General features: G+C 68.7%; 16 protein-coding genes. 6 read left to right on the top strand and 10 right to left on the bottom strand.

Annotation, left to right across the window (positions count from 1 at the left end; all coding sequences use genetic code 11):
* Positions 1-41: 41 nt before the first annotated feature.
* Positions 42-1,406, bottom strand: a complete 1,365-nt coding sequence (locus D8896_RS12055; protein WP_121822348.1) for a bifunctional metallophosphatase/5'-nucleotidase — start codon at positions 1,404-1,406, stop codon at positions 42-44.
* 86 nt (positions 1,407-1,492) lie between these two features.
* On the opposite strand from D8896_RS12055, the gene dhaL reads away from it, so the two are divergent.
* Both dhaL and dhaM read left to right on the top strand, forming a co-directional pair.
* Positions 1,493-2,209 (top strand): dihydroxyacetone kinase subunit DhaL, encoded by a 717-nt coding sequence (dhaL, locus tag D8896_RS12050; RefSeq protein WP_121822347.1) that lies wholly within the window; start codon positions 1,493-1,495, stop codon positions 2,207-2,209.
* Entirely contained in the window at positions 2,209-2,589 is a 381-nt protein-coding gene (gene dhaM / locus D8896_RS12045; protein ID WP_121822346.1) for a dihydroxyacetone kinase phosphoryl donor subunit DhaM, read from the top strand. Before dhaL ends, dhaM begins: the two co-directional genes overlap by 1 nt.
* Positions 2,590-2,593: 4 nt before the next feature.
* Here the strand turns inward: dhaM and ptsH1 are convergent, their stop codons facing one another.
* Positions 2,594-2,869, bottom strand: a complete 276-nt coding sequence (ptsH1, locus tag D8896_RS12040; protein WP_121822345.1) for a phosphocarrier protein HPr — start codon at positions 2,867-2,869, stop codon at positions 2,594-2,596.
* Positions 2,870-2,974: 105 nt separating this feature from the next.
* Between ptsH1 and D8896_RS12035 the strand changes: the two genes are divergently transcribed.
* Positions 2,975-4,012 carry an NAD(P)-dependent alcohol dehydrogenase gene (locus tag D8896_RS12035; RefSeq protein WP_121822344.1) on the top strand — a complete coding sequence of 346 codons (1,038 nt, stop codon included), beginning with the start codon at positions 2,975-2,977 and terminating at the stop codon, positions 4,010-4,012.
* 98 nt (positions 4,013-4,110) lie between these two features.
* Here the strand turns inward: D8896_RS12035 and D8896_RS12030 are convergent, their stop codons facing one another.
* From D8896_RS12030 to D8896_RS12005, 6 genes are all read right to left on the bottom strand, one after another.
* A complete protein-coding gene (locus D8896_RS12030; RefSeq protein ID WP_121822343.1) occupies positions 4,111-4,440 on the bottom strand; it encodes a HalOD1 output domain-containing protein in 330 nt (109 codons plus the stop codon).
* 55 nt (positions 4,441-4,495) lie between these two features.
* Positions 4,496-5,164 (bottom strand): helix-turn-helix domain-containing protein, encoded by a 669-nt coding sequence (locus D8896_RS12025; RefSeq protein ID WP_121822342.1) that lies wholly within the window; start codon positions 5,162-5,164, stop codon positions 4,496-4,498.
* Between the two features lie 40 nt (positions 5,165-5,204).
* Entirely contained in the window at positions 5,205-5,498 is a 294-nt protein-coding gene (locus D8896_RS12020) for an SUI1 family translation initiation factor (RefSeq protein ID WP_121822341.1), read from the bottom strand.
* 68 nt (positions 5,499-5,566) lie between these two features.
* Positions 5,567-6,190 carry a peptide-methionine (S)-S-oxide reductase MsrA gene (locus tag D8896_RS12015; protein ID WP_121822340.1) on the bottom strand — a complete coding sequence of 208 codons (624 nt, stop codon included), beginning with the start codon at positions 6,188-6,190 and terminating at the stop codon, positions 5,567-5,569.
* Positions 6,187-6,729 (bottom strand): peptide-methionine (S)-S-oxide reductase MsrA, encoded by a 543-nt coding sequence (msrA, locus tag D8896_RS12010; RefSeq protein ID WP_121822339.1) that lies wholly within the window; start codon positions 6,727-6,729, stop codon positions 6,187-6,189. The genes D8896_RS12015 and msrA overlap by 4 nt, the downstream gene beginning before the upstream one ends.
* Positions 6,730-6,836: 107 nt before the next feature.
* Positions 6,837-7,070 carry a hypothetical protein gene (locus D8896_RS12005; protein ID WP_121822338.1) on the bottom strand — a complete coding sequence of 78 codons (234 nt, stop codon included), beginning with the start codon at positions 7,068-7,070 and terminating at the stop codon, positions 6,837-6,839.
* A gap of 162 nt (positions 7,071-7,232) precedes the next feature.
* On the opposite strand from D8896_RS12005, the gene D8896_RS12000 reads away from it, so the two are divergent.
* Positions 7,233-8,186 (top strand): mechanosensitive ion channel family protein, encoded by a 954-nt coding sequence (locus tag D8896_RS12000; protein WP_240452023.1) that lies wholly within the window; start codon positions 7,233-7,235, stop codon positions 8,184-8,186.
* A 63-nt stretch (positions 8,187-8,249) separates the two neighbouring features.
* Positions 8,250-8,915 (top strand): O-methyltransferase, encoded by a 666-nt coding sequence (locus D8896_RS11995; protein WP_121822337.1) that lies wholly within the window; start codon positions 8,250-8,252, stop codon positions 8,913-8,915.
* A 211-nt stretch (positions 8,916-9,126) separates the two neighbouring features.
* On the opposite strand, the gene D8896_RS11990 is transcribed toward D8896_RS11995, so the two are convergent.
* Both D8896_RS11990 and D8896_RS11985 read right to left on the bottom strand, forming a co-directional pair.
* Positions 9,127-10,218, bottom strand: coding sequence for an aminopeptidase (locus D8896_RS11990; protein ID WP_121822336.1), 1,092 nt, complete (start codon positions 10,216-10,218; stop codon positions 9,127-9,129).
* Positions 10,219-10,392: 174 nt separating this feature from the next.
* A complete protein-coding gene (locus tag D8896_RS11985) occupies positions 10,393-10,560 on the bottom strand; it encodes a DUF5786 family protein (RefSeq protein ID WP_121822335.1) in 168 nt (55 codons plus the stop codon).
* 152 nt (positions 10,561-10,712) lie between these two features.
* On the opposite strand from D8896_RS11985, the gene D8896_RS11980 reads away from it, so the two are divergent.
* Complete coding sequence (locus tag D8896_RS11980) at positions 10,713-11,861, top strand: acyl-CoA dehydrogenase family protein (protein WP_121822334.1); 1,149 nt, start codon at positions 10,713-10,715, stop codon at positions 11,859-11,861.
* Positions 11,862-11,880 lie beyond the last annotated feature (19 nt).

The raw sequence follows: 11,880 nt of genomic DNA, 5'->3' as shown, positions 1-11,880 counted from the left end.
GGCGCTCGGCGCGCTCCGTGCAGCTGCCGGACGTGCCGCCCTCAGCCGTCGAGTTCCGGCCGCTCGATCCGGCCCTCGATTTCGGGGGCGATCCCTTCCTCGCGGGCGTACTCGACGATGGCATCTCTGGCGACGCCGTGCCGTGCGACCACGTCCGGCTCGCCGAACGCGGCGCTGACGTGGTCCGTCTCGACCAGGTAGTCCGCCACCGCGAGCGTGTACTCCGCGCCGGGGTCGACCGGCTCGCCGCCGACCGTCGCCTCGCGCAGCTCGCCGGCGGCGTCGTCCCAGACGATGCTCGCGCCGCTGACGTGGCTGCAGAAGCGGGCGGGAAAGTCGTCGTGATGATAGCCGACCGGTAGCTCCGCCAGCGCTTCGCGCAGGCGGTCGCCCGGCAGCGAGACGACGGCGAGTTCGTCGTCGTACGGCGCGAGGCCCTGGAGGTCCGCGACGGTCACGTCGCCGGCCAGCGGGTCGCCCGACCGGAGCGCGCCGGTCGGGCTGATCGCAGCGTCGGCGTCGGCCCGCCAGCGGATCGCGTCGGCGACGAGGTTGCCCGCCCGGCTCTCGGCGACGGTGGCGGCTTCCTCCGTCAGCGGGACCGGGTCGTCGACTGTCGCGACGACTTCGTTCAGGCCGTGTTCGGCGAGGCGCTCGCGAAGCGCCGCAGCGACCGCCTCGTCGCGGTGGTCCCCGTCGACCTCGTGGATCGTCACGTCGCGGGTCGGGGCGAGTTCCACCTCGGAGAAGTACCGCCCGGCGCGGCCGGGCCGGACGACAAACGTGTCCGCGACGGTCTCGACGTGGACGTCGTGGACGTGGCCGCCGAGCACCACGTCCACGTCCGTCTCGCGGGCGATCCGGTCGTCGCGCTTCCCGCAGTGGGAGGCGACGACGACGAACTCCGCGCCGCGGTCGCGGAGCGCCGCCGCCTCCTCGCGCAACGCGGGGACGGGGTCGGCGAACGTGACGCCCTCTGCTGCCGGGTTGATCCCGGCCGTCTCGGGGTGGGCGACGCCGACGATGCCGACGCGGTGGCCCGCGGTTTCGACCAGCCGGCTCGGCTCGGTCACGTCGGCGGCGAACCGCCCGCCGTCGACGAACGCGTTGGCACAGAGGTACGGCTGCGGGGCCTCGGCGGCGAGTTCGCGTGCCGTCTCCGGCCCGAAGTCGAAGTCGTGGTTGCCGAACGTGTCGGCGTCCGGGGCGAGCGCATGGAAGAACGGCATCGCGGCGCGGCCCGCCGTCGCCAGCGGGAGCGCGCCGGGCGCGGTGTTGTCGCCGGTGCCGACGATGAGCGCGTCGTCGTCGTGTCGGGCCTCGATAGCGCCGGCGAGGCGGGCACAGCGGTCGGGGTCGTCGAGGGCGGTCTCCAGGTCGGAGTAGTGGAGGAGGCGGAGAGACATGTCAACGAGGTAGCGGCGGCGCGCAATCAACGCTTCGCCTCGACGGCAAAGCGTTTTCACCGCGCCCGCCGTTGGTACGCCACGACATGACAACATCGTCGGACGCGGAGGCGGCCGTCGCCGCCGTCGAGCACGTCGCCGACCGGATCGAGGCCGAGAAGTCGCACCTGACCGACCTCGACTCGGCCATCGGCGACGCCGACCACGGCGCGAACCTGCACCGCGGGTTTCAGGCCGCCGTCGAGAAGGTTCAGGGACTGGACGACCCGGACGTGCAGGAGGTGGTCAAGACGGTCGGAGTCACCCTCGTCTCGGAGGTCGGCGGCGCGGCGGGGCCGCTGTACGGCGGGTCGATCATGTCCGCAAGCACGGAGTTCGCGGACGGTCTCGACGCCGAGACGAGCGTCGCGTTCGCCGAGGCGTACCTCGAAAAGCTCCAGGACCGCGGCGACGCGCGCGTCGGCGACAAGACGATGGTCGACGCGGTCACGCCGGCGGTCCACACGTACAAGAAGTCGGTCGAGCAGGACGACCTGCCGCCGGTCGCGGCGCTGGCGAAGGCGGTCGACGCCGCCCGCCGCGGGGTCGAGTTCACCGTCCCCCTCCGGGCGTCGAAGGGGCGGGCGTCGTATCTCGGCTGGCGCTCCGTCGGTCATCAGGACCCGGGCGCGACGAGCACGCTCATGATACTGGAGGAACTGCTCGCCGCCGCCGAGGAGCGAACCGACGCCGACACCGAAGTCGACGCCGCATCGCCGACGATCCCCGACGAGGACCCCGAAGCGGCGGAGGAGGCCGACTGATGGTCGGGCTACTCGTCGTCTCCCACAGCGCCGACGCGGCGCAGGGGATCCGCGACATCGCGGCGGAGATGGGCGGCGCGGACGCCGAGATCGTGCCGGTGGGTGGCGACCCCGACGGCGGTATCGGCACCAGCGTCCCGGCGATTCAGGAGGCGCTGGACGGGATGAACAGCGACGAGGTGGTGATCCTCGTCGACCTCGGGAGCGCGGTGATGAACGCCGAGATGGCCGTCGAGACGGCCGAGAAGGAGGTCGTTATCGCCGACGCGCCGGTGCTCGAAGGCACACTCAACGCGGCCGTCGAGGCGGCGAACCCGAAGGGGACGCTCGAATCGGTCCGTGACTCCGCCGAGGAAGCCCGCGACGTGTCGAAACTGTAACCGGCTACGAGAGTTCCCCTTCCTCGCTCGTCAACACGGCTTCCAGCGCGTCCAGCGCCGCCTCGGCGTCGTCGCCCTCCGCGACCAGGCGAACGTCCTCGCCCGACGCGACGCCGAGCCCCGTAACGGCGAGCATGCTCCCGGCGTTCACGGGGTCGCCGTCCCCGGCGACGGGCGCTATCGTGACCTCGGCGTCGTACTGGTTCGCGGTCTGGACGAACTTCGAGGCGGGGCGCGCGTGCAGGCCGGCCTCGGGAACCACGGTGACGACTCGTTCCATCGGTTTCCGTTGGCGGGCGACGACCCTCACTCTTTCGTCGCCGTGGCACCGGCCGTTGTGACCTGTACGCGGACGTTTTAGTCCCGTCCCGTGGTAGCATTCGACATGCTCGCTGCCAGACTTCACGAGTACACCGACGACATGAACGAGGCGCTGACAGTCGAGGAGATCGACCGGCCCGAAGCCACACGGTCCGACCACGTCGTCGTCGAGGTAGAGGGGGCGGGGTGGTGCCAGACCGACAACCACATCGTCGAGGGGATGTGGGAGCGGTACGCCCCGGTCGACCTCCCGCAGACGCTCGGCCACGAGAACGCCGGGACGGTCGTCGAGACGGGGAGCGAAGTTACCACCGTCTCCGAGGGCGATCAGGTCATCTGCCACCCGCTGATGACCTGCGGTACCTGCCGGCGCTGTCGGCTGGGCGACGACATGCACTGCGAGAACGCCCAGTTCCCCGGGCTGACGACCGACGGCGGGTTCGCGGAGTACCTGCTCACGTCCGAGCGCGCGGCGATCAAGCTGGACACGCTGGACCCGGTCGAGATCGCGCCCCACGCCGACGCGGGGATTACGGCGTACCACGCGGCGAAGAAGGCGGCCGACGAACTCGTCCCGGGGAGCTACGCCGTCGTGATCGGGATCGGCGGTCTCGGCCACATCGGCCTGCAGGCGCTGGACGCGATGAGCGCCGCGGAGACCGTCGCCGTCGACGTGAAGGACGCCGCGCTCGACCTGGCCGAGGACTGCGGCGCGGACCACACGGTGAACTCCGCGGACGAGGACGTGGCCGAGGCTATCGAGGGGATCACCGACGGCGACGGGGCGCTCCAGGTGCTCGACTTCGTCGGGGCGGACTCAACGACCGCGCTGGCCCCGGACCTGCTCGCCGGGCGCGGCGACCACCACGTCGTCGGCTACGGCGGCCACGTCCACGAGCCGTCCCAGACGCTCGTCGACGGCGAGTTCTCGTACCGCGGGACGCTGGTCGGGACGTACACCGAACTGCAGGAACTCGTCGCGCTGGTCGAGCAGGGCGAGATGGACCTCCACACCAGCGAGTACGACTTAGAGCAGATCAACACGGTCGCCGAGAAGCTGGAACACGGCGAGATCGAGGGCCGCGCGGTGATTAAGCCCTGACGACGAGGGCAGAATCCCGTCCGAGGGACGACTCGTAAACCGCATTCGGGTGTATAGAATAGCGCCGGGACCGTGCCGAACCGGCACGACGGGCGCGGTCAGCCGACGAGTTCCGGCGTCCGTCGTCGCAGCGTCAGGTGGTCCCCGCCGTGGACCGTGACCTCGTAGCCGTGATACGGAAACGTGACTTCGCCGCCGAACCCGGGCTGCTGTTCGCTTTCCTGCCGGAACAGGGCGTCGAGCGCGTCCGGGTCCACGGCGTCGTACAGCGGCGGCAGCACGTCGTCCGACCCCGTCGCGGCGCTGGGGAGCGGTTCGTCGCCGGAGGCCGTCGCCACCGCGGTTAGCACCGCCTCGCTGGGCGGCTCGTCGCGGGACAGTTCGTAGCGGTGGTCGGGGTCGGAGCGCTGGTCGTGATCCGAGATCATCGGTGGGGATACACCGTACAGCGAGTTCAGACTCGCCCCTGCATAGGCAACTGTTTTAAGACCCGTCCGTGGGGTCCCCGGCGCGGAGCGTGCTACCGACGAGATTTCGATACCCCCGTCGAAGGCGGGCGGCGAGCGCCTGTCGGCTGATCCCCAGTTTCGCCGCGAGCCGTTCCTGGTTGACCTTGCGGGGGTTCTCGTAGTACCCCTCCTCGAACGCCAGCACCAGCGCCTCCCGCTGGTCCGGGGTGAGCCCGTAGTCGCGGCCTGTCCCCGCCTTCGTCACCTCGCCGAGGCGAGTAAGCGTCACGGGGATGTCGTGGTCCTCGCAGTGCTGCTGGAACGCCGACAGTTGCCCGCTGGTGTCGGCCCGAAGCTCGAACGCCCACCCGGCGCTCGACCCGGAGGCGGAGAGGACGGTGACGCCCGTCGCGCCGATAGCGCCCATGATCCCGACGTGGTCCGGCTGCCACTCGGCGCGAAACAGCGCTCTCGCGCCCATGTCCGACAGCAGTTCCGCCGTCCGGAGCTCCGGCAGGTCCGCGAGGGTCGTGCGGAGTTCCGCCATGTCGCCGCCCTCGTCCATGACCCAGAAGAACGGCATCACCGTGTCGTCGGTCGGGACGACCCGGTCCAGTTCCAGGGTGGCATCGGGCCTGTTCTTGAAGATCCGACCCAGCGGGAACTCGTCGGCCGGAAGGGTGTACTCTGTTATCGTGGTCATCGTTGTGGCGCGTCGGCTCGCCCGCAGTTCGCCGGTGGCGCTATCCGTCGACCTGATAGCCCCTGTCGCGGAGCAGTTGGGGAACGCGGTCGGCGTGGTCGCCCTGCAGTTCTATCGACTCCGCTTTCACCGTCCCGCCCGCGCCGAGCGCGGACTTCAGGTCCGAGGCGAGGGCGTCCACGTCCGCCCCGCCCTCGAACCCCTCGATCACCGTGACGGGCTTGCCGTAGCGGCGCGACTCGGTTCGAACGCGTAGCCGCTGGCTGGCGCGGTCGAGGTCGGCGGTCGGGTCGTCCGGCACGCCGAGGTCGTCGAACGGATCGTCGTCGGTCACCGTCCGGCTGTCCCACGCGAGCGGGCAAGAGGGTTCGCACCGGTCGGACCGGTGACGTAAACTCTCGATTACTGGTCTCGGGGGTCGTACGTCAACGCGCCCTCGAAGTCGGGCACGTCCTTCCCCGCGGCGTGGGCGTTGACCTTCGCGGCCGCGGGCGACTCGCGGATCCCGGTGTCGTCGTATCCCGCTTCCTCGAACGTCCGCAGAAGGCTCGGGGTGCTGGAGAGGTGGAACGTCTGGTGGTAGGGTTCGGCGAGGTGGAACGATTCGAGCGGTTCGATCCGCGTCTCGACCGCGCCGTCCGGCCAGTCGCTCTCGGCGATATGGCTCTCGACGGTGGCGCGCTCCGCCTCGGACTCGTGGAAGACGACGGTCTGATACTGACGCTTGCGGGCCTGGCTCCGCGGGTCGTGGTTCGCGAACGCCACGGCGACGAGGTCGGCGTAGTCGAGTTTTGCAGGGTCGTAGTCGACCTGTACCGCCTCGGAGTGGTCGCCTATCGCGTGGTACGTGGGGTCGGGCTTCGACCCGCCGGCGTAGCCGACGCGCGTTCGGACGACGCCGTCCAGCGCGCCGAACGTCGCGTCCGGCCCCCAGAAGCAGCCGAGCGCGAACGTGGCCGTCTCCGTGTCGGCGGGCTCGGGGGCCGACTCGTCGTAGTCCGCGACGAGTTCGGGGTACAGCGTCACTGCTCGGCCGCGACCCGGTCGCCGAACTTCTCGCGGACCTTCTTGACCTTCGGTTCGGCGTAGAAGCTACAGTAGCGGTCGTTGGGGTTCTTCTCGTAATAGTCCTGGTGCCGTTCCTCCGCCTCGTAGAACGTCTCCAGCGGTTCGATCTCGGTGACGATCTCGTCGTCGTACGCGCCTTCCTCGGAGAGTTCGACGAGGAAGCGCTCGACCTGCTCGCGCTGCTCGTCGTCGTGGTAGAGAACGATGGAGCGGTACTGCGTGCCCACGTCCGGTCCCTGCCGATTCAGTTGCGTCGGGTCGTGGACGGTGAAAAACACCTGCAGCAGGTCGGGGTAGGCGATGACCTCGGGGTCGTACGCGACCTGAACGACCTCCGCGTGGCCGGTGTCGCCGCTGCACACCTGCTTGTACGTCGGGTTCTCGACGGAGCCGCCGGCGTAGCCGGAGGTGACCGCTTCGACGCCGTCGAGTTCCTTGAACGCCGCCTCGGTACACCAGAAACAGCCGCCGCCGAAGGTGGCACGTTCGGTAGGCATGACCTACGGGCGCTACGGGTTCGACGGGTATCCATCTGCCGGTGGCCTCGGCGGCGGTCCGGCCTGTGGACCGGCCAGGTCGGCATGTGGCCGACCCGGCAGGTGCGTTACTCCTCGCCGGCGACGGCCGCGAGCGGCGACGAGCCGGCGACGATCGCCGCGCCGGCCAGGATCGCCGCCGCGAGCGTGACGAAGTCACCGCTCGGATCGTAGCCGGCGAAGTTCGCCCCCGCGCCGACGATGAACACGGTGATGTAGAAGCTGATGATCGCGAACACGAGCATCACGAGCGCCGCGACGATACTGCTTGCTAACGTCCCCAGCGAGTCGAAGAATCCCATTCGTATCTACCTCTCTATCCATGAAGACGTACAACGATAAAATAGGTACCGATGGAAACCGCTACCGTTTCACATAGTCGGCCACGACGGAACTGGATGGGCGAGACCGCCGTGGCCGCTGTCCCCGGAACCGTTTAGTGGCCGCCGGCGCACGTTCAGGCAGTGACCCGTCGCGCCGGCTACCTGTCGCTCGCGCTCGCCGTCGCCGCCGGGCTTGGCGCGGCGGCCGTCCAGTCCGCCGCCGTCGAGTGGCCGAGCGTCGGTGCGATGTCGGCGGCCGCGCTGGCGGTGCGACTGCTGACGGCCGCCGCGGTGGCGCTCGGCGCGTACGGTATCTACCTGTTCGTGATCGCGGCGGTGGAGCGCCACACGACCAGCAAGCGTCGCTTCCACGACCTCCGAAGCGTCCTCCGGCTCGCCTTCGGCGCGGCGGCGCTCGTCGGCGTGTTCGGCGCGGTCACCGAGCAGTGGCTCGGCGTGCTGTTCTCGCTGGGCGTCGTGGGCTTTGCAGTGACGTTCGCCCTCCAGCAGCCGCTGTTCTCCCTGCTCGGCTGGGTGTACATTCTCGTCAAGCGGCCGTACGGGATCGGCGACCGCGTCCGGATCGACGACGCGAAGGGCGACGTGATCGACGTGGACTTCCTCGTGACGACGCTGTGGGAAATCAACGGTGACCTCGTCACCACGAACCAGCCCTCCGGCCGGATCGTCACCGTCCCGAACAGCGTCGTGCTCTCCGCGGCGGTGTTCAACTACTCCTGGGAGGAGTTCCCCTACGTCTGGAACGAACTCGCGGTGCAGGTCGCCTACGAGACGGATCTGGAGTTCGCCCGCGCCGAGATGGTCGCGGCCGCCGACGACTTCATCGGCGACGAGATGGCTCGGAACGTCGCGCGCTACCGCGAGGTGCTGGCCGAGACCGCCGTCGAACTGGAGGTCAAGGACCGGCCCGCGGTCAACGTCAAACAGGAGGAGTCGTGGGTCGAGTTGCGCTTGCGCTATCTGGTCCACCCGCGGCGCGGCCAGCGCGTCCGGAACGAACTGTACGAACGGATCCTGCAGCGGTTCAACGACCACCCCGACCGCGTGAAGTTCCCGGTCAGCCGGAACCGGTGACGCCGCCGGAACGGTGCTTCCGGGAACCAAACGGTTACGACGGCGAACGTCCGACGCTGACGCATGGAGATACTGCCGGAGAAACCCGCGCGGTTCGTCCGCGCCGCGGCCCCGGAGCCGGACGAGGTACAGGCGGAGATGGCCGAGTACGCCGACGAGCACGGCTTTCCGACCGTCGGCCACGAGGTCGGCGCGACGCTGCGCCTGCTCGCGCGCATGGTCGACGCCCGGCGGATCTTCGAGTTCGGCTCGGGCTACGGCTACTCGGCGTACTGGTTCGCCGGCGCGCTCCCGGACGACGGTGAGATCGTCCTCACAGAACACGACGCGGACGAACTCGACATGGCCCGCGAGTACATGGCCCGCGGCGGGTTCGACGACCTCGCATCCTACGAGGGCGGCGACGCGCTGGACGCGATAGAACGCTACGACGGCCCGTTCGACGTGGTGCTGATCGACCACCAGAAACACCGCTACCGCGAGGCGTTCGAGGCAGTCCGGGAGAAGGTCCCGCCGGGCGGCGTCGTCGTCGCGGACAACGCGATGGCCGCCGGGATCATCGAGACCGAGAAACTGCTGGCGATCCTGGAGGGCGAGGAGCCCGAGGACCCCAACGAACACACGCTCGGGATCGCGGCGTACCTCGAAACCGTCCGCGACGACGACGCGTTCGAGACGGTCGTCCTCCCGCTCGGCGAGGGGATCGCGGTGAGCTACAGGGTGAAGTAGACGCCCTTGCCTGCGGTCACTCGGCCTCGCTTTCGAACCCGTCCTCGCGGCTCACTCCGTTTACCGCTCTGTATCCGAGGCCTCGTTCCCGTCGGTCACTCGGCCTCGCCTTCCTCGAACGCGAACGTTCCGTCACGCTGGACGACCTGCACCCACCTTTTGTCTCGCTCGCTCCGCTCGCTCGCAAAAGCTGGAGCAAAAAGAGGTTGTTTCAGCTCTCGAACCCGTCCTCAAACACGAACGTTCCGTCACGCTGGACGACTTCACCGTCGACCTCGATCCGCGAATCCTCGCTCATGTCGACGATCATGTCCTCGTGGACGGCGCTTTCGTTCGCTTCGCGGTCCTCACCGACGGTCTCGGGGTAGGCACGGCCGATAGCCATGTGGACGGTGTCGCCCATCTTCTCGTCGAACAGCATGTTGTAGGTGAACTGGTCGATGTCGCGGTTCATCCCGATGCCGAGTTCGCCGAGGCGGCGCGCGCCGTCGTCGGTGTCGAGCAGGCTGGTCAGCACCTCTTCGTTCTTCTCGGCGCTGTGGTCGACGACCTCGCCGTCCTCGAACCGCAGGGACGCCCCCTCGACCTCGCGGCCCTGAACCATCAGCGGCTTGTCGAAGAGGACTTCGCCCTCGACGGAATCCGGCACCGGCGCAGTGAACACCTCGCCGGCGGGCATGTTCACGTCGGCCCAGTCGTTCTCGGCGATCATCCCGTCGATGCTCATGGTCACGTCGGTGGTGTCGCCGGAGACGATCCGCACCTCGCTCCCGTCGTTCAGGATCTCGACCATGTTGGCCTGGAAGTCGCGCTGAGCCTCCCAGTCCTTGTTGACGGCGCTGTAGACGAAGTCCTCGTACGCCGCGGTGCTCATCTCGGCCTTCTGCGCGTTGGCGGGGGCGGGGTACTGCGTGAGCACCCAGTCGTTCTCCATGAACGTCTCCATCACGTCCTCGTTCGCCTTTTTCCGGGCGGCGGTCTTGGCGGGGTCGACGTCGCTCATCTCGAACGTGTTGCGCGACGCGCGGACCTGAATGATCGCGTCGGCCGTCTCGGCGACCGCCATGCGGAACTCGCTCTCCTCGAAGTCGTCGGCGTCAGCGGCCCGGAGGTACGCCCGCGCTGCGCGACTGCTGCTACCGCTGTGGTGCGGTGTCGCGCCTTTCTCACCGAGCAGTTCGTGCAGCGCGACGACCAGGTCGTCGGCGACGTGCGGGGCCATGATAGCCACCTCGTCGCCCTGGGAAACGTCGATACAGTGTTCGACCAGCACTTCGGCGTGTTCGCGGACACGGGGATCCATGCACCGGAGTAGTGGCAAAACCGTGATATTCGTTTCGAAACACGATGTCGTTCGCCCATGTGGGCAGTCGGACGGTCGCCGCCGTGGCCGTCGCTGGTCGACGGCCAAAATGAGAAAATCACCGGTGCTCCCCGCACCGCAGTCGCGGACCCCGGTCCCCCGGACCCGGCCGCGTTACTCCTCTTTGATCTCCTGGAGCTGGTCCAGCAGTTCGTCGCTGTCGGCGTCCTCGACCTCGACCTCCCCCTGGTGGTCGTGTTCGTGGACGTTGACGCTCTCACCGTCGTCGTCGTCGACGGTCTGTTCCTGTTGTTCGGACTCGTCGTAGCTACCAAAACCCATAGTAGTGGCTTGTCGGCCGGGGCAGTAAAACCCCCCGGCTCGGATCGCCGGCGTGATCCGTTGGCACGGACCGACGGCGATCCGCCGACAATCCCTCGCACCGTGTCGGCAGTTTGAGGGGCTATTTTACCCGTCGAGTCCCTTGATCGGCCATGGAACTACTGGACGAGACCCTCGTGCCGGAGCGCGCCCGGGACGTGAAACAGGAGGCACGCGAGTTCGCCGCCGAGCACATCGAGCCAAACGCCGAGGAGTACTTCCGGAGCGGCGAGTACCCCTGGGAGATCCTGGAAGCCGGGCAGGACGCCGGCCTCATCGCACAGGACATCGGCGAGGAGTACGGCGGGCGCGGGCTGGAACTGGTCGAGATCCTCGCCATCGCCGAGGAGTTCTTCCGTGCGGACGCCGGCATCGCGCTGACGCTCCAGCTCGCGAGCTTCGGCGCGGAGATCATCGAGGAGTACGGGAGCGAGAAACAGAAGGAGGAGTACCTCCGTCCCGTCGCGGAGTGCGAGCAGATCACCGGGCTCGCCGTCTCCGAACCCGAGACGGGCAGCGACCTCGCCGGGATGCAGACCCGCGCCGAGAAAGAGGGCGACGAGTACGTCCTGAACGGCGAGAAGTACTGGGTCGGCAACGCCGTCGAGGGCGACTGGCTCACCGTGTACGCCCGGACCGGCGACGACGAGTCGAACCGCTACGGCAACCACTCGATGTTCATCGTGCCGACCGACACCGACGGCTACGACGCCGAGCACATCCCCGAGAAGATGGGGATGCGCGCCTCGAAGCAGGGCCACATCGTGTTCGACGACTGCCGGATCCCCGAGGAGAACCTCGTCGGCCACGAGGGCGCGGGCTTCTACATGCTCGCCGACTTCTTCAACCACGGCCGCGTGGTCGTGTCCGGCCACGGGATCGGCCTCGCCGCGGCGGCCATCGAGGAGGCCTGGGAGTTCACCCACGGCCGGCAGGCGTTCGGCCGCGACGTGAGCGAGTTCCAGGCCGTCCAGCACGGGCTGGCCGACATGCGCACCGAGTTCGAGGCCGCCCGGTCGCTGGCCTACCGCGCCGCCGAGAAGGTCGCCACGGACGACGACGCCGGCCTCTGGGCGGCGATGGCCAAGACGAAAGCGACCGAGACCGCGGTCGACTGCGCCGAGCAGGGAATGCAGTTCCACGGCGGCCGCTCGGTCCTGGCAGACCGCCGGATCGCCCGCGTCTACCGCGACGTTCGCATCCCCGTCATCTACGAGGGCGCAAACGAGATCCAGCGAAACCTGATCTACCGGCAGTCCTGACGCAGTCGGTTATCCGGAT

The sequence above is a fragment of the Halostella salina genome, assembly GCF_003675855.1.
Taxonomy (GTDB): domain Archaea; phylum Halobacteriota; class Halobacteria; order Halobacteriales; family Natronoarchaeaceae; genus Halostella; species Halostella salina.
This window is presented reverse-complemented; position numbering and strand designations above follow the sequence as displayed.